Genomic DNA, 17248 nt, shown 5'->3' with positions numbered 1-17248 from the left:
AAGGTTCGGACTCAGGACTTTAGTCCTTTCTTACAGGTTTGTAGTAAGGACTTCAGTCCTAATTTATTATGAACTAGCAACAAAAGTTCTTACTGCAAATTCCCGAGCATTAAACTGTGTTAGGATCGAATTGGCGATCGACTAAAAGGAATTTAATCTTATGACAGTAGCTAACGAACAGATTACTGATGCCAGCAGCAATAGCGGTTTATCGAATTTTCGCATCACTGTTGAAGGTCTGCTAGAACTTTTAGATTTAGAAGAAGAGGATGAGTACGGAATTTTAAGACCAACTGAATATGCTTTCAGGACAGCGATGAAATTAATTGCTGAAGCCTATGATAGTATGGGGAACAGTTTTCCTAAATGCTCGATTGGTACAGATGACCAAGGTAGTATTAGACTGGCTTGGCAAAATCTAAATACTGATTGTAGAGTCAGGTTATTTTGCCCATCTAATGCCGAGGGGAAAGCTTACATTTATCATCAGAAGAATCAGGAATATAAATCGGAAGATCTCATTTCCGCGTCAACGTTAGTTCATTGGCTAGAGTGGTTTAACCAGGTATGACTGATAAATTTTAGAGGAGTCACTCAGATGCAGTCTTAAATATGTAATGAAGTGCTATAATAATTATTGTTCGTGGATAAAATTTATCCAATTTGTTCTGCGAATGACATTTTTATGACTAAATACTTATGACTACAAACTATGAATTCGATTCTTTAGCTGACAGTGCTATTGTCTATAGAGCTTTACTTCGGAGACAATGGATTGATGAAACCAGCGATATAGTTTTACTTTTCGCTTATTTACTTCGACCCAATGAGCCTGGTTTATCGGTAACAATTGCCAGTGTTTGTTCACCCGAACAATGTGCAGCAAAGTTCAACAATTGTTTCGGAGTTGCTAGTCTGCAAGTAGGACAAATTCGTGAATTAGGTTTAGATGCAGTACCTGATTCAGCATCCCACGCTCAGATTGTCGGTTTACCTTATGTGACAGATGACCGAGACAGGGCTGAAAGATTAGCTGATTTGTTAGCAGAGCGATCGAGAATTGTATGGACACCTTCGCAAACATAGCTGAGCAAGTTTGCAAATTAAATCCGGGTTAAAAACCCCTGATAATACTCGGCGGTTTCAACCGTCGAGTATTTCTTTCGCGATCGCCTCCACCACCGGCACGCAAACCGAATTTCCAATTTGCTTGTAACTTTCCCCCGCACTCGGATAACTCTTAAAATCTTCAGGAAAACCCATCAGACGGTAGCATTCCTTCAGCGTCAGCTTTCGCACCAAATCTCGATCGCGAAAATAGATAAAAAACCTGCCCGATGTTTCTTGCGAAGGAATTGTCGGATGCACGCCATCCACCGAATAAATGCGATTCGGCTGTCTGTGCACCCTCGATAAATGTTCTGTATTCGGCCTGACGCCAGTTTTCCAAGTACCTTTATTCCTATAGCCTACAAATAACAATCCCGAATCCTGCTTTCTCGGATATTCAATTAAAGTATACTCGGATTTATCTAATATTTCAAAATCCCCTGTCTCGTCTAGAAATTCCCTAAGTTTTGGCGGAAACTTGGTCTTAAGTCGAGAAAAATTGAATTCTTTACCCTTAGTTGCAATAATAAATATTCTTTCGCGGTGTTGGGGAATTCCAAAGTCTTTAGCATTAAGCATTTTGTAATTCACGCTGTATCCCAAATCTTCAAGGCTGGCAATAATTACTTTTAAGGTATTTCCCTTGTTGTGATGGATCAAGTGCTTGACATTTTCCAGCACAACTACTTGAGGTTGTTTTACTTTGATGATTTTACAAATATCAAAAAATAGCGTCCCTCTCGTATCTTCAAAACCCAGCTTCTTGCCGCAGATGCTAAAAGGTTGGCACGGAAACCCGGCGACTAAAATATCAAAGTCTGCTAAATCGGCGGGCTGGATGTTACTGATATCTCCAAAAGGAACCTCGCCGAAATTTTCTGCGTATACTTCCCGGCATTTACTATTGATTTCGCTGGAAAAAACGCATTCAAAGCCCGCATTTTCAAAACCCTGTCTAAAACCTCCTATACCTGAAAACAAATCTATAAATTTCATCTATAATTTAACGTAAAACATTACTAAATCTAATAATAACAGATTTTGTTCCTCTCTCTTCTTCCACTCTGCGCTCTCTGCGCTCTCTGTGGTTCAAAAAACTAATCTAAACAAAAACCGACATCCCACAGGGAATTGCCGTGTATGCAGATATCGGGTAGAATGTCGATCGCCCAAAAAACTCCCAAACTTGTCCCGCAGCCCACTAAACTAGAAATAGCAGAACCAAATACAGCCATTATCTACTTCCTTTCACCAACCATGAGTCAAACCTTGGAAAACCTCACCGCCATCGACGACAAGCTGTCCAAACGCCACATCGACCTCGATCCGGGCGGCTACTTCATCATTTACATCGATCGCGAAACCAGCCTAATTTGCGCCAAACACTTCACCAACATTATCGACGATCGCGGCCTCGCCGTCGATCCCGAAACCGGCAAACCCATCCCCGCCCGCGGCAAAGTAGAACGCACTCAGTGCACGCTTTTTAGTGGCAGAACCGCCAAAGAACTTTGCGTCAAAATCCTAGAAGAAACCCGCCCCAGCCCGGTGACAATGTTCGATCACGCGGCTTATCTGGGACGGGAATTTGTGCGGGCAGAACTTGCTTTGTTGAACGATCGAGAATACGTTCAAGATTAGTCCCAGCGTCAACTGTCAACTGTCAACTGTCAACTGTCAACTGTTCAAGAAAAACCTTGGTACCAGAAATAAGTCACCATCGGAATCACTGTCGCCAACACCAACAGCACAACCACAACAACTGTGGCATTACCTTGGTCTGTTTCTTCAGCTTTTTTAAACGTGCCTTCAACTTGAATGTTATCAACAACTTTAGGCGCGCCCGGATCTGGTTCGCCGGACATCACAGTCGCAATCCGGGAACTAGCTTCGGAAAATGCCTCGTTGTATTTATTACCTTCTCGCAGCGGCACTTGCACAGTTTCCCCAGCTACACTCTGGGCAATTTCATCGCTTAGCAGTGACTTTACCCCTTCGCCGGTGCGAATTGCCGCGCTGTTGGTAACAGTGTCGAGAACGAGTAAAATTTGGTTATCCTGGTCTTCTTTTGCGGGAAACCACTGTTCAAACAGTTGGTCGGTGAAAGTCGCAGCCGTTTCGCCGTAGTCTAGGCGGTGGATAGTGACAAACCTGACTTGTTTTCCTGTTTTCTGTTCCAGGGTGTCGAGCACGCTGCTGACGTTGCTTTCGGTACTCCGGCTGAGTACGTCGCCTTTGTCCCACACCCAAGTTCGATCGCCCGCCGACAACACTGGCATTTCGTAAACGCCCGTCGCCAATGCCGGCAATACCGCTATCTGGGATGCGATCAGGACGATCGCGATCGTCACAGCCGCTTGTTGGAGATAATTTCTCCAGTTAAATAATTGCTCTAGTCTAGTCATCAGAAAAATGGGTTTGAAACCCCGTCCTTTCAGGACGGCTTTACATTTGTTGTTACTACCGCCTTGGAGTCGCAAGAGTTCGGTGTGATGAAAGTGTTGCACTTTCAACGGGACAATTACCGTTTCAAATTTTGCGACCCTGTACGCATAGTGTTTGCTACCGAAAAGTTGCGGTAAGCCCTATTTCTAGGTGTATATTTCCCTTCGCCACTGACTGCCAAAGTGGTTAAAAACGCTGCGGTGGCATTCTTAACGTTTTGCGGGATACCACTCCCAGACAGTTCAGTTTGTCTTAAAGACGTAGGCTAGACACTGGTTTAGTCCTGAATTTGTGAAGGTGGTGAGCCTTCCTCTTTCAAGCCCCATGCCTTTGGGCTGGGGTCAATGACGAGGTTAACCGTAACACTGACTTTTTTCCAAAAATACTATAGAACCCCCTGTAAAATTCATTTTACACGGTGCAATATTTATAATTAGGTCGTCAGTCCAACTCCCCGCCGGATTATTTTACGATTTTAAGTATGGAACCAGCAGACACTTATAAAGGTTGGATTCTTCAATCCCAGAAAGTATTCTACGTCGAAGTTTGGGATAGCTGCGGCAACCGCCACGTCGCCGTCCAAAATGCCAAAACTGAAGAGGAAGCTTTGGAATTGGCCAAAAAGTGGATTGACAACTATGAGTCTAAACCCGGAAGAATGCCGATCGACGTACCGCATCCTTTCGGGGATGCGATCGATATGCCATTTTAATTCAGTTGACAGTTGACAGTTGACAGTTGACAGTTAGGAAAATGTGTTACGAAATTCCTCGCAATTTTTTAGTATTTTCTACCAAACTCATAGCAAATTCATCGAACCTTTGAGACAGTTTTTCATCCAACAATTTACCATCAGGACTAAAAGCTTTCCAAGCTTGTCCGATCGCAATTTGTTCGGGAATTACCCAAGCGTGTACCCATCTCAGAATCGTTCGCAAATCGTTAAGGGCGTTGTTGTTGACTTGTCCTCCCAACACGCTGATTGCACCCGCAACTTTCCCGTCCAAATGCTCGAAACTCATCAAATCCAGGGCATTCTTGAGAACACCGCTAACGCTACCGTGATACTCCGGCGTTGCCAAAATTAAACCGTCGGCTTGGCGTACCGCATTCCGCAGCTTTTCCACATCCGGGTAATCGTGATAATCATTCTCGCCATTGCAGAATGGCAGATCGAGCGATCGCAAATCGAATATTTCAACTTCTGCGCCCAGGGCCTGCATCCGTCCTGCTGCTACCGTCAGCGCTAACTGGCTGTAGGAGCCAGCCCGCAAACTTCCACCAATGCCGACAATCTTTACCATAGGAGTTGAAAAACAATAACTGCTTGACTAAGACGTACTCATTACGACTATGATTAGTGTAACAAGTGCGATCGGCAAATGTCAATCGATTTTAGATTTGGGATTTGACGTGGCCGAGAAACCGGGTTTTTGCCAAGATTCTTGGTGAAAGCCACAGATTTGGTAAAAAACCCGGTTTCTGAGTCGCAGAGAGTGGGAGGGGCCGAGAAACCGGGTTTTTGCCAAGATTCTTGGTGAAAGCCACAGATTTGGTAAAAAACCCGGTTTCTGAGTCGCAGTGCGTAAATTCAGTTGACAGTTGACAGTTGACAGTTGACAGTTAAGAGCGACCTCTACCTGGAAGTCCGAGGATTGGAGTAATGAATAGTCGGATTTTAATTTCTCCCGCTCAAGGTTCCGGCTTTAAACGAATTCTTTCTGGTAAGTTCAGTGGAGGGACAGAGAAACCGGGTTTTTGCCAAAATTCTTGGTGAAAGCCCCTGATGCCGCGAAAAAACCCGGTTTCTGAGTCGCAGTGGGTTCAAAATCCTGCATCTTCAGGTACCTATTGAGATGTCATCGACAGATAAACCCATTGAACACCCGGCATCTTGTTAAAATAAACGAACGTAGCAAACCACAAGCGGTCAATCTTGGCAGTATTCCACCTTGGGCAAAAAGTAATATGAAAAATTCTTGGAAACACGCATGGCTGGGACATCTAGCTGAAAACAAAGACAAATCGAGCCAGCAGAATCCTAAAAAATCAATTCCAGGACGAAATCTTTGGCGCATCCTGGGTAGTTTGGTGATTTCTCAAGGAATATTGCTCTCTACCCCGGTGTTTGCCGACAGCGCGCCAAACAACACGATGAGTTACAGCCAACTCATCGACAACATAGAAAAAGGACAAGTCAGTAAAGTCGAAATAGATGAAATCCAAAGAACTGCCAAAGTTAGGCTAAAAGATCAAAAAAGCGATCAGGCGCAAATTGTTACTCTCTTCGACTACAACAACCGAGAACTCTACTCGCAAATCCGCGCCAAAAAGATCGACTTTGAAGTCAAACAAACAGCCGACAACGCGGCCGCAGTTAGTTTAGTAGTAAACTTGCTGGTAATTTTTGCAGTGTTGGCAGTGTTGATGGCTATCCTGCGCCGATCGACCCAATCGCAAGGAAATGCCATGAACTTCGGCAAATCCCGAGCCCGTTTCCAAATGGAAGCCAAAACCGGCGTGATGTTCGACGACGTAGCAGGAATCGAAGAAGCTAAAGAAGAACTGCAAGAAGTTGTCACTTTCCTGAAAAAACCCGAACGCTTCAACGCCATCGGCGCCAAAATTCCCAGAGGAGTTCTGTTAATCGGGCCTCCGGGAACAGGTAAAACCATGTTGGCAAAAGCGATCGCAGGTGAAGCAGCCGTCCCATTCTTCAGCATCTCCGGTTCCGAATTTGTGGAAATGTTCGTCGGAGTCGGCGCCTCCCGCGTCCGCGACTTGTTCCGCAAAGCTAAAGAAAATGCGCCCTGCATCGTCTTCATCGATGAAATAGACGCCGTAGGAAGGCAGCGCGGTGCTGGTATTGGCGGCGGAAATGACGAACGCGAACAAACTCTCAATCAGTTGCTGACAGAGATGGACGGCTTTGAGGGTAACAGCGGCGTGATTGTGATTGCAGCTACTAACCGCCCCGACGTGCTCGATACTGCCTTGCTGCGGCCCGGTAGGTTCGATCGCCAAGTAACGGTAGATTTGCCCAGTTACAAAGGGCGTTTGGGGATTTTGGAAGTGCACGCGCGCAACAAAAAACTCGACGAGGAAGTTGCCCTAGACATGATTGCCCGTCGCACTCCAGGCTTTTCCGGCGCTGATTTGGCAAACTTGCTCAATGAAGCAGCTATTCTGACAGCGAGGCGACGCAAAGACACGATTGGTACTTTGGAAGTTAATGATGCGATCGACCGAATTACGATCGGGCTGACTCTGAATCCGCTGCTCGACAGTAAGAAAAAGTGGCTAGTAGCATACCACGAAATCGGACACGCCCTCGTATCAACTATGCTCAAAAATACCGACACCCTAGAAAAAGTAACGATCATTCCCCGTTCCGGTGGCATCGCAGGCTTTGCCAACTACGTACTCGACGAAGAAATGCTTGACAGCGAAGGTTTGAGGAGTCGGGCGTGGCTGTTAAGCCGGATTACTGTAGCTTTGGGAGGACGGGCTGCGGAGGCAGAAGTTTACGGCGATGCGGAAGTAACTCTGGGCGCCAGCAGCGATATCACAGAAGTCAGCAAGCTAGCGAGACAGATGGTAACGCTTTACGGAATGTCGGATTTGGGGCCTGTGGCTTTGGAAAGTCCGAACAATGAGGTGTTTTTGGGCCGAGACTGGAATTCGCGATCGGATTATTCTGAAGCAATGGCGATGAAGATCGATCGGCAAGTCCGAGAAATCGCTATTCACTGCTACGAAGAAGCCCGCCAAATTATCCGCGAAAACCGCGCTTTGGTAGACAAGCTGGTGGAAGCGCTGTTGGATGAAGAAACCATCGATGGTGAGGAATTCCGCCGAATTGTCGATCGATACACCGAGTTGACAACAAAAAAAGAGTTAGCCCCAACGTGAATTAGTCAGCAGTGATTAAATGTTTGCAGTAAGGTTTGTAGGGGAGCATCTCAGTTTTGCAAGAAGCATTTTTTCTTCACAGTGCGAGCGTCCCCGCTCGCGTGCGTATACAAGCACGCGAGCGGGGACGCTCGCACTATAAATGCAAAACTGAGATGCTCCCGGTTTGTAGTGAGGACTTCAGTCCTTCTTTTTGGAAGAATTAAGACTAAAGTCCTCACTACAGTAAGGTTTGTAGTGAGGACTTCAGTCCTTCTTTTTGGAAGAATTAGGACTAAAGTCCTCACTACAAACTAAGAAGAATTAGGACTAAAGTCCTCACTACAAACCTAAAAATTACAAGTTTGTAGTGAGGACTTCAGTCCTCATTCCCAGACTAATTAAGATTGATTGGAATACATTTCGCGAAGTACCAAAGCCGGATCTACCCAGCGGCCGCCGTACTTCAATCCCCAATGCAGGTGAGGCCCACTCGTGCGCCCTGTCATCCCCACTCTGGCAATTCTCGCACCGGCCGGCACAGTTTGACCCTGCCAAATTTGCAGGCCGCCTTCACGATCGATATAATAACGCCCGCCGTTAGCGGTTTGCACCCTACCTTTGAGGTGACAGTAGATGTGATCCCAATTTCCCGATCGCACTACCATACCAGTACCGCACCTGCCATCTTCCCAAACTTCCACAACTTGACCCCCCCACCAATTGCGGATGTAGCTGCCTTCCGGGGCCGCCATGTCCAAACCGTAATGAAAATCCCCGCCGCGGGGGCCGAAGGGGGAAGTATAGGCTTCAAAACTTTCCACTGGAAAAGAAGCTTCTTGCCACAAATTACCCGTCGCTACTCTGCTTGGTAAACCTGACTGAGCTTTGACCACCTGCTGCTGCAAATAAGGGCTGATCAACACAATGCCGATCGAAAGTGCCAGCAGCAGCATCTGTCTGAAACGAAAAAAGCGTTTTACCGTCAGCGGGCCTCTAGAGTCTTGCAGGATTTTTTTCACGGCGAACAAGTTGAATGTGTGTGCGAGTGTGCGTTGAGGAGTGCCAATTCGCTGCAAGATGGCGTCTGATATCTACCCTTCCTTCGCGAATCAGTTTATCAACAACGTGTATCTTACTCCATCCAAAACCCGTGTCAAGGCTTCCGGGCATTTACGCGGGGGTAAGGCAAAAAAAAATGGCCTCAGAATTTCGGCTGCGGTTGAATTCGATCGAGCTTTTGCTTGACACTATAGTAGTTCGGGGATTTTGGATGTCGTCTGAAATCTCAAATTTATAACACACATCAAGCAATGCTTACTGAAATTTTTCCTTTTAGTTTTGCCATAGACGCAACTGCGATCGCCGGTGCGTCATTATGGTCTTTAGCCCTGTATTGGGGTCTCTCACCCATCACAGAATGGGTAATCCTGCAACTCAACCGCTGGATGAATTTTGCCGAAAGATCCCTCTACACCTCGGAAGCGGAGTTTGAGAGAACCCGCCAAGCCCGAGAAGCTCAAAATGCCTTTTATGCTTCCCTGTTGAGTATTCTGCCCTTTTTGATTGTGGGCGGATTGTGCAATTGGGGCGTCGAATTGTCGTTGGGTGCCAGTTGGGCGGTATCTATGGGGACGATCGCCTGTATTGGCGGTGGCGTGTACGAACTCGGGCGCCGAGACGGCGAGTCTTAGGCAATTTTAGATTTTGGATTTGGGACACTCCTGGACGCGCAGGTAGTCAGAAACCGGGTTTTTGCGACAATATTTCGTTGTCACCCGCAGATTCGCTAAAAAACCCGGTTTCTTTTGTTGAAGCAGGTAATTCCTGTATGATTGTCGCTCAAAAATTACAATGTAAAGCTATGAAACTAAAGTGGTTGATACCTGCAATTATCTCATCTTTTTCGATCGTTGTTATTCCTGCGAAAGCGGCTGAAACCAGGTGCGGATGGTTGATTAATCCCACGCCTGCTAATTGGTATCTCAAAGACAAATATGCTCAGTGGATTATCTCGGCGCAAGGGGGATATCAAGCCGGAGGAATGGATAATATTCCTCCTTTTAACGACGATGAATATGTCAAAACTAATGTCAATTATGGATATGGTTGTGCTTGTTTGGATGTGGTAACAGATAGAAATCGAATCAGAATTACCACGATACAAGGTGGCGAACAATTACCACTCTCGACTTGTCGCCAAGATCCGAATTTACCAAAAATTCGTTAGTTGTGGCAAAACTAGACATTTTTTTAACTCAGTAAAATGAAATACGAACCAACATCATTAAATCAAGCCCGCGCCGCCTTCAAACAAATCTGGGGATACGACGACTTTCGGCCGCCTCAAGGAGAAATCGTCAGCAGTTTGTTAGCCGGGAAAGATACAATGATAATTATGCCGACAGGTGGTGGCAAATCAATCTGCTTTCAACTGCCAGCTTTATTACAAACAGGCTTAACTTTGGTGATTTCGCCGTTAGTCGCACTGATGGAAAATCAAGTGCAAGAATTGCGCGATCGCAATTTACCCGCTGCCCTCCTCCACAGTCAATTGCCAACACAGCAGCGCCAACAAACTATGCAATCGCTGCAACAAAACAAGTTGAGATTGCTGTACCTGTCTCCCGAAACATTACTCAGCAAACCTGTTTGGGCAATTATCAGTCAGCCGCACATCCCAATCAACGGTTTAATATTAGATGAAGCTCACTGTTTAGTCCAGTGGGGCGATACTTTTCGACCAGCTTACCGCCGTTTGGGTACAGTGCGATCGGCTTTGTTAAAATCTAAGCCGGAAGGAACTAAAATTGCGATCGCAGCTTTCACCGCCACCGCCAACCCCCAAGCGCAGCAAACAATCAACAAAGTCTTGCAACTACACAAGCCGGAAGCTTTTTTGCTGAGTCCGTACCGTTCTAACCTGCACCTGCAAGTGCAAACTGTCTGGACACCCAGAGGGCGGAGACAGCAGTTATTAAATTTTATCAAAGCTCGACCAAAAGAAGCAGGTTTAGTCTACGTCCGCACTAGAAAAGATAGCGAAAACTTGGCGGATTTGTTGGAAGATGCGGGTTATAAAACGGCAGCCTATCATGCAGGTTTGAGTCCAGAATCGCGCCGAAAAATAGAAACAGCTTGGCTGAATAACGATCTGAAATTTGTTGTTTGTAGCTGCGCCTTCGGGATGGGAATTAATAAGCCGGATGTGCGCTGGGTTGTTCATTTTCAAGCACCTTTGCTATTATCGGAATACATTCAGGAAATAGGTAGAGGCGGACGCGACGGCAAATCTGCGATCGCCCTGACGTTGATTAGCGAACCGACGGGTTTGCTTTATCCCGATGACAAACAAAGAGCACAATTTTTTCAAGACAAATTGCGATCGCAATTTCGAGAAGCCCAGCAGTTGGCGAAACAACTCCCGGCTAAGGGCGATGCAGATGCTGTGGGGCGGGAATTCCCTGAAAGTGCGATCGCCCTTTCGATCTTGCACAGCAGCGGACAGTTAAGATGGGAAGATCCTTTCAATTATGCGATCGACAAATCCGCACAACAAAAAGGTGGCAAACAAAACTTTACCGCCCCCGAAGAAATGGCAAAATATCTCAAGCATCGGGAGTGCAGGTGGCAATTTTTGCTGCAAGCTTTTGGCTTTACCAAGGAAGCTACATCTATGCGCTGCGGGCACTGTGATAATTGTCGGTGAAATTGACAATTAGACTAAAAAATGTTAGAATATAAAGAGCAGACGGCGGTTGAAACCGCTGCTATACAAACGATGTCCGCCTCCGCGGACTAAGAGAGGATAACTTCAACAGTTGACAGTTGACAGTTGACAGTTTGAGAGCGACCTCTACCTAGAAGGAAGAGGATTGGAGCAATGAATAGTCTGATTTTAATTTCTCCCTCAAAGGGAGAGGCTTTCAACCAATTCTTTCTGGTAATTTTAATTGCCTTTGTCTTCAACCCGCGGAGGCGGGTTTTGTTTTTATAGACGCGGTTTCAACCGCCCTGTCTTCTTTTTACGCAATTCCTGCTTAATAAAGGCAAAAAACAGTAAAAATTAAATGATAGAAACAAACACTACGGCACAGATATATACAGTAGAAAATACAGAGGAATTTAATCAAACTAATGTCACTCAGCGATTAGATATTTGGCTGTCAAACCAGATACCAGACTTATCGAGATCGCGAATCCAAACCCTGATATCACAAGGCAACGTCAAAGTCAACGACGCAACCTGCACCTCGAAAAAAATATCAGTCAAAACGGGCGATCGCATCCACATCACTTTACCCGAAGCCCAGCCCACAAAATTAGAACCCCAAGCAATTCCCCTCGACATCCTCTACGAAGACGACAGCCTAATAATCATCAACAAACCAGCCGGATTAGTCGTCCACCCAGCCGCCGGACATCTAGACGGTACATTAGTCAACGCCCTGTTAGCCCACTGTCCCCTCGCAGAAATCGGCGGCGTTCAACGCCCCGGAATCGTCCACAGATTAGACAAAGATACAACAGGTGCGATCGCGATCGCCAAAACCGACATCGCCCACCAAAACCTGCAAGCCCAACTCAAAAGCAAAACCGCCCGCCGGGAATATTTAGGCGTAGTTTACGGAGTTCCTAACGCCGAAACAGGTACAATAGACCTACCCATCGGTCGGCATCCCACAGACCGCAAAAAAATGGCAGTAGTACCAGAAGAAAAAGGCGGCCGCCCCTCCGTTACTCACTGGACAATCAAAGAAAGAATCGGCAACTATTGCTTAATGCACTATCAATTAGAAACAGGCCGCACCCATCAAATTCGCGTCCACACAGCCGAAATTAAACATCCCATAGTCGGCGACCCGATGTACAGTTGCAACCGTTCCATCGGCGTAAATTTAACCGGACAAGCCCTCCACGCATGGCGGCTACAATTGCAGCATCCGTTAACCGGAGAGTTGATTGAGGCGATCGCGCCTTTACCCGATCAATTCAACACCCTGTTAAAAATATTGCGCCTGCGAGCTCATATTTGATAATTGGTAACTGAGTATGGGGAATTAATAATTGGGAATTGATGACTACTAATTACTGTTCGCGAGCGGGGACAGCACTACTACTGTTTGCGAGCGGGGACAGCACTACTAACCACTAACCACTAACCACTAACCACTAACCACTAACCACTAACTACTAACCACTAACCACTAACTACTAACCACTAACTACTAACTACTAACCACGGACAAAAAATTATGAGTCCTGAGTTTTGGATTCCGAGTTTAATAAAAAACTCAAACCTCAAAACTCAAGACTCAAAACTCTCTCAGCCTAAAAACTGATCGATTAAATCCATAGCCCGACACAAACAATAGTACCAAGCAGTATCAATTAGCGGCGAGGAACCATCGTGGCAATATTGATATTAGCCAGAGATACGCGCTGCGGCGGAGTAGCAGGCATGGACATATTGCGAGCCATATTCAAATAGTTCGACGGATCGCCAGCCTTCGCTTGCTGTTCTTGAGGAACAAAACGGCGAACTGTACTCTGCCAAATGATTTGCGGGAAGCCAAGCTGCGAGCGGTGGTACTCGTTGTAGCGAGGAGTCTTCAAGTTGAAAGGAGTTTCCCCTCCAACACGCTGAGGCAAAATTCGGCGTTTTTGGTAAGGAATTGTATCGTAGCCGAAGTTGTCGAGGTACTCATCGCTATTGACCAATTCGTCAATAAACCCTTGAGGCCCCTTGGTTGCAACTACGATCGACCAAGCAATCTTTTCGCGATCGCTGTAAACATCCCGGCCCAAAACGCGCTGCACGCACATTTCCACAAACCGGTAGTTGCTGTTAGTTTGGTAATTCCGTTCCAAGAAAGGCCCCGAAGTCGCCAAACCGCGAATGAAATCCCGCACAGTAATTTGGCCGAACTTGAGTTGCGACTCCAAAGACTTTTGGCGGTTGCTCTTGAGGATTTGGTGTTCGCTGTAAATCTGACGATATCCAGCCCAAATCAAATTTTCCATGTCCCCGGACGAGAGCACATTTTCAGTTGTGAAAACTCTGGGCTGCTCGTCGCCCCCTACTTCATAACCAGCAACGCGCTGGTTTTGACTCTTGGGGGCGTAGCTTAATAAAGGAAGCGCCACGTTAAAATCTCCGTTATCTCAAATTTCAGAAATAGTTGACACCGCGAGCTGCCAGCATAACGGATACAACTAACCAACATACAGATTAGGGGATTCCCGCAATCTAAATCCGATTTTCCTGAATTTTTGCAACAATCTGTAACATTTGTTGTCAGTGGGCAGTGGGCAGTGGGCAGTGGGCAGTGGGCAGTGGGCAGTGGGCAGCAAAATAAATTACCAGCCCAGAGCCGAGTAAAACTGGCTGGGAGGGGCTTGATCCTCTGCTGCTGGCTTAGCTGCATCGGAGTCTGGTTGCACGCGAACTTCCGTACAAAAAGTCGATGTGCTGAAACCGCCAAAGCGCTTTACCGCACTTGTCCGCATCCGCACGTTCGGAGTCGCAAACCAAAAACGCTCGATCGAACTCATGGTCTCGTATTCGGTAATCAGCAGCAGCGCATCTTCATCATCCATCTCAAAACGGCCAGCCACCGGCACAATTTCCGCGTAGCCCCGTTCCCGCAACATCAAACCCTGCCGCGGATTTTCAGGATCGGGGACGATCGCGAATACGGTAGACCCCTTATGATTCTCATCATCCTTATCCCACGCCATAGTGCCGTGCCAAGTCACAAACGCTCCCCCAGCAGCCCGACTCGGATCGACTTCGTGCATCTGGCAAATCTCAGCCACTCGATCGTCATCCGCACCCAGCGCCGTTACTTGAATATTTGAATCTCCAATCTCCGCTTGGCGAAAAGCCAGATGGTGAGTGCTGCGCTGCGATCGCCACTCCCCAGCACTGCTCTGAAAAAACTCCATTGCATCCATACAAAATAGCTCCTTTGGCTTAGGCTTCCCGGTTTTTATCCCTGTTTTATGATAAAGCTCCCCCCACTTAGATGTACTTTTGCGACACAAATTAGTTTCAAAATGTGTACTTTGGACATATTGTCAAGCAGATGTTATGATAGTTTACAATAGAGGGAACACAACAAAGCCTGCGGAACGTCATTCCGATCTATCTCGCATCGATCTCACGTAACAAACTGGAGGAGCGATTTTATGGATATGCCTACAACCAGCCTCAGCATGGAACAGCAGTTTAAATTGCAACTGCTGCGCGAACAAGTCAAAACATTGAGTCAAGACCAAGCTCAGGAATACTTGCTAGAAGTGATGCGACAAAACATGGTCAAAGAAAACCTGTTAAAGTATTGGATGAAGAAGATGTGAGCTTTTCGAGAACTTCTTCAACAAAATCAGCTACTTGTATCTGCAAAAAGTACGATCGAGCTTTTAAACATAAAAACCAAGAATCTCGGCTCCTCCAAGAAACCGGGATTCTTCAGTTATCAAGAAATTGGGTTTAAAACCCTTTCTTCAGTGGCCGGCTTTTTCCATAATTAAGTAATGTAACATAGTATTGACTTTGGGGGCAATCAATTCTAGTCTAAAATTAGATTTTAAGGATTAAGTATCTCGCTGCAAAGCCAGGAAAAATCGTAATTAAAGTCAATCACAAACAACTAAAGATCAAGTTTTAGAAATGGTACGCGGGCCAGGACGTGAAACCAGGGATTTTAAATCCCTAAACGCTTGAGGAGCTTGTTGTAAGACAAGGATAGCAGCCCACCTTTTAAGGCAAAAGGATTGCGCCCAAGAACCCACGCTTGCGCGGGATATTAAGATCGAAATGTCTTAAGAATCCTCGTGCCTTAAGGCCGAGGAGTGTCAAGTCCGAATTGGTTCGTAGTAAGGACTTTAGTCCTGTGACGGATGAGGACTAAAGTCCTCACTACGAACCAATTTGATTGTCGTCGTTCGTGTAGGGCGATTGTTTCAACCTGTTGGAGACTCCGGCAACTCAACCAAAACGGCCGCTGACATAATCCATAGTAGACTCTTCCTTCGGATTTTGGAAAATCACCTCAGTCCTGTCGCACTCCACAAGATAGCCAAACCGCTTCCCATCGTCAGAAAGTTTAGCATTGAAAAAAGCAGTCAAGTCAGAAACCCGAGTAGCCTGCTGCATATTGTGAGTCACGATTACAATCGTATACTTCTCCTTGAGTTCCCGCATCAACTCCTCAATCTTAATCGTCGAAATCGGGTCAAGGGAAGCGCAAGGTTCATCCATCAATACTACATCAGGATTAATTGCGATCGCCCGAGCAATACACAAACGCTGCTGCTGGCCACCCGACAGCGAAAAACCGCTTTGCTTCAGCTTATCCTTTACCTCATCCCACAAATAAGCTTGTTTGAGCGACTTTTCCACCAACTCATCCATATCTCCCTTATAGTTATTCACCCTCGCACCGTAAGCAATATTGTCATAAATCGACTTCGGGAAAGGATTCGGCTTTTGAAACACCATCCCAATCTTGCGGCGCACCTCCACAGCATCAATATCAGGATCGTAAAGATTTTGACCGTGATAATCAATTCGGCCTTCTAAACGAAAACCGTTAACCAAATCATTGAGGCGGTTAAAACATCGCAGAATTGTACTTTTACCGCAGCCAGACGGCCCAATTAAAGCAGTAATCTGATTTTTGGGAATCTCCATGCAAACATTTTTTACCGCGTGAAAAGCGCCGTAAAAAATATTGATATTCTCAGTACGTAAAACAGTTTCAGTCTTATTTGCCAGATTCATCATACACTTAATACTCCAATCGAATTTTACAAATGAAAATGTTATTGGTGATTGGTTATTGGTTCTTGGCCACCCCCAACGAATGACAAATAACAAATAACTAATGACTTCAATAAACCTTTTGGCGAGTAGCCCAACGAGACAGAATACTCGTCAGCAAAACCATCAACACCAAAATCAAAGAAGCAGCCCAAGCCAATTCTTTCTGTGCCTTAAAAGGAACCGTTGCAAAGTTGTAAACCAAAACCGAAAGACTCGGAGTTGGCTTATCAAATCCAGCCGGCCAAAAAGGCGAATTCAGCGCCGTGAAAATCAAAGGAGCAGTTTCACCAGCAGCGCGAGCAACCGCCAAAGTCACACCAGTTAAAATAGCCGGAATTGCCGCAGGTAAAACCACCTGCAACACTGTTTGATAATTAGAAGCACCCACACCAACCGACGCCCATCTGATATCCTGCGGGACAATTTGTAGAGCTTCGTCAGTAGTCCGCACAATCGTCGGTAACATCAGCACAGCCAGCGCCGCGCCTCCTGCAATTGCCGAAAAACCTCCCATATTTACCACGAACAAACCGTAGGCAAATACACCTGCAATAATCGATGGAACTCCGCTGAGGACATTAGTTGCAAAGCGCACCCAGCGAGCGACTTCGCCGCTGCTGAACTCTGACAAATAAACGGCGGCCAATACGCCAAAAGGAACAGCAATTAGAGAGGCAATTCCTACGGTCATTAATGTACCGATAATTGCGTTAGCGATACCGCCTCCCGACAGTCCAGGCGGGGGTGGCAATTTGGTAAATAAGTCTAAATTTAGGCGGTTAAAACCCTGTATGGTTACGTAGGAAAGGACTGCAAACAAAGGCAGCAGAGTGATAGCCATACAAGCTCCAGCTATTCCGGTCATCGCCAGATTTAACAGAGTTCTAGGGCTATTTTTGACCTTCTTTAAACTGCCTACTTTCTGTTCTAAAGAATTCTCGTCAGGGACGGGATTTGACATAAATAAAGCTA

General features: G+C 46.1%; 19 protein-coding genes. 10 read left to right on the top strand and 9 right to left on the bottom strand.

Annotation, left to right across the window (positions count from 1 at the left end; genetic code table 11):
- The first annotated feature begins 160 nt into the window (after window positions 1–160).
- Window positions 161–571, top strand: a complete 411-nt coding sequence (locus JGK16_RS05150) for a hypothetical protein (protein ID WP_293189802.1) — start codon at window positions 161–163, stop codon at window positions 569–571.
- A gap of 128 nt (window positions 572–699) precedes the next feature.
- Window positions 700–1086, top strand: coding sequence for a hypothetical protein (locus tag JGK16_RS05145; RefSeq protein WP_293189801.1), 387 nt, complete (start codon window positions 700–702; stop codon window positions 1084–1086).
- A gap of 57 nt (window positions 1087–1143) precedes the next feature.
- On the opposite strand, the gene dcm is transcribed toward JGK16_RS05145, so the two are convergent.
- Entirely contained in the window at window positions 1144–2106 is a 963-nt protein-coding gene (gene dcm / locus JGK16_RS05140) for a DNA (cytosine-5-)-methyltransferase (RefSeq protein WP_293189800.1), read from the bottom strand.
- Between the two features lie 101 nt (window positions 2107–2207).
- Window positions 2208–2345 carry a hypothetical protein gene (locus tag JGK16_RS05135; RefSeq protein WP_293202842.1) on the bottom strand — a complete coding sequence of 46 codons (138 nt, stop codon included), beginning with the start codon at window positions 2343–2345 and terminating at the stop codon, window positions 2208–2210.
- A gap of 22 nt (window positions 2346–2367) precedes the next feature.
- Between JGK16_RS05135 and JGK16_RS05130 the strand changes: the two genes are divergently transcribed.
- Entirely contained in the window at window positions 2368–2751 is a 384-nt protein-coding gene (locus JGK16_RS05130; protein ID WP_293175847.1) for a DUF4346 domain-containing protein, read from the top strand.
- A 44-nt stretch (window positions 2752–2795) separates the two neighbouring features.
- On the opposite strand, the gene JGK16_RS05125 is transcribed toward JGK16_RS05130, so the two are convergent.
- On the bottom strand, window positions 2796–3515 hold the full coding sequence (locus JGK16_RS05125) for a TPM domain-containing protein (RefSeq protein WP_293175597.1): 720 nt from the start codon (window positions 3513–3515) through the stop codon (window positions 2796–2798).
- Between the two features lie 521 nt (window positions 3516–4036).
- Between JGK16_RS05125 and JGK16_RS05120 the strand changes: the two genes are divergently transcribed.
- Window positions 4037–4267, top strand: coding sequence for a hypothetical protein (locus tag JGK16_RS05120; protein WP_293175599.1), 231 nt, complete (start codon window positions 4037–4039; stop codon window positions 4265–4267).
- Window positions 4268–4313: 46 nt separating this feature from the next.
- Here the strand turns inward: JGK16_RS05120 and JGK16_RS05115 are convergent, their stop codons facing one another.
- A complete protein-coding gene (locus JGK16_RS05115; protein ID WP_293189799.1) occupies window positions 4314–4859 on the bottom strand; it encodes an NADPH-dependent FMN reductase in 546 nt (181 codons plus the stop codon).
- A 664-nt stretch (window positions 4860–5523) separates the two neighbouring features.
- On the opposite strand from JGK16_RS05115, the gene ftsH reads away from it, so the two are divergent.
- Window positions 5524–7467 (top strand): ATP-dependent zinc metalloprotease FtsH, encoded by a 1944-nt coding sequence (gene ftsH, locus JGK16_RS05110; protein WP_293175603.1) that lies wholly within the window; start codon window positions 5524–5526, stop codon window positions 7465–7467.
- Window positions 7468–7847: 380 nt separating this feature from the next.
- Here ftsH and JGK16_RS05105 read toward each other — a convergent pair whose 3' ends face one another.
- Window positions 7848–8468 carry a M23 family metallopeptidase gene (locus JGK16_RS05105; RefSeq protein ID WP_293175605.1) on the bottom strand — a complete coding sequence of 207 codons (621 nt, stop codon included), beginning with the start codon at window positions 8466–8468 and terminating at the stop codon, window positions 7848–7850.
- 291 nt (window positions 8469–8759) lie between these two features.
- Between JGK16_RS05105 and JGK16_RS05100 the strand changes: the two genes are divergently transcribed.
- The 4 genes from JGK16_RS05100 (at window position 8760) to JGK16_RS05085 (ending at window position 12482) form a co-directional block, all read left to right on the top strand.
- On the top strand, window positions 8760–9140 hold the full coding sequence (locus JGK16_RS05100) for a hypothetical protein (protein ID WP_293175607.1): 381 nt from the start codon (window positions 8760–8762) through the stop codon (window positions 9138–9140).
- Window positions 9141–9310: 170 nt separating this feature from the next.
- Window positions 9311–9676, top strand: coding sequence for a DUF4087 domain-containing protein (locus JGK16_RS05095; protein ID WP_293175609.1), 366 nt, complete (start codon window positions 9311–9313; stop codon window positions 9674–9676).
- Between the two features lie 36 nt (window positions 9677–9712).
- The gene (locus JGK16_RS05090; RefSeq protein ID WP_293189797.1) at window positions 9713–11155 is read left to right on the top strand and encodes a RecQ family ATP-dependent DNA helicase; all 1443 of its coding nucleotides are present in this window, start codon (window positions 9713–9715) and stop codon (window positions 11153–11155) included.
- Window positions 11156–11516: 361 nt separating this feature from the next.
- Window positions 11517–12482, top strand: coding sequence for an RluA family pseudouridine synthase (locus JGK16_RS05085; protein WP_293189796.1), 966 nt, complete (start codon window positions 11517–11519; stop codon window positions 12480–12482).
- 355 nt (window positions 12483–12837) lie between these two features.
- On the opposite strand, the gene JGK16_RS05080 is transcribed toward JGK16_RS05085, so the two are convergent.
- Both JGK16_RS05080 and JGK16_RS05075 read right to left on the bottom strand, forming a co-directional pair.
- Complete coding sequence (locus tag JGK16_RS05080) at window positions 12838–13593, bottom strand: phycobilisome rod-core linker polypeptide (RefSeq protein ID WP_293175615.1); 756 nt, start codon at window positions 13591–13593, stop codon at window positions 12838–12840.
- A 213-nt stretch (window positions 13594–13806) separates the two neighbouring features.
- Complete coding sequence (locus JGK16_RS05075) at window positions 13807–14403, bottom strand: phycobiliprotein lyase (protein ID WP_293189795.1); 597 nt, start codon at window positions 14401–14403, stop codon at window positions 13807–13809.
- Between the two features lie 234 nt (window positions 14404–14637).
- Here JGK16_RS05075 and JGK16_RS05070 point away from each other — a divergent pair, with 234 nt between their 5' ends.
- On the top strand, window positions 14638–14808 hold the full coding sequence (locus JGK16_RS05070; RefSeq protein WP_293175619.1) for an NblA/ycf18 family protein: 171 nt from the start codon (window positions 14638–14640) through the stop codon (window positions 14806–14808).
- A gap of 631 nt (window positions 14809–15439) precedes the next feature.
- Here the strand turns inward: JGK16_RS05070 and pstB are convergent.
- Complete coding sequence (gene pstB, locus JGK16_RS05065) at window positions 15440–16234, bottom strand: phosphate ABC transporter ATP-binding protein PstB (RefSeq protein ID WP_293189816.1); 795 nt, start codon at window positions 16232–16234, stop codon at window positions 15440–15442.
- A 109-nt stretch (window positions 16235–16343) separates the two neighbouring features.
- Window positions 16344–17237 carry a phosphate ABC transporter permease PstA gene (gene pstA / locus JGK16_RS05060; RefSeq protein WP_293189794.1) on the bottom strand — a complete coding sequence of 298 codons (894 nt, stop codon included), beginning with the start codon at window positions 17235–17237 and terminating at the stop codon, window positions 16344–16346.
- Between the last annotated feature and the right edge of the window lie 11 nt (window positions 17238–17248).

The organism is Microcoleus sp. PH2017_09_SFU_O_A, assembly GCF_020738625.1.
Lineage (GTDB): Bacteria > Cyanobacteriota > Cyanobacteriia > Cyanobacteriales > Microcoleaceae > Microcoleus.
Note: the sequence above shows the minus strand (reverse complement) of the source record. Positions and strands in the feature narration are given on the sequence as shown.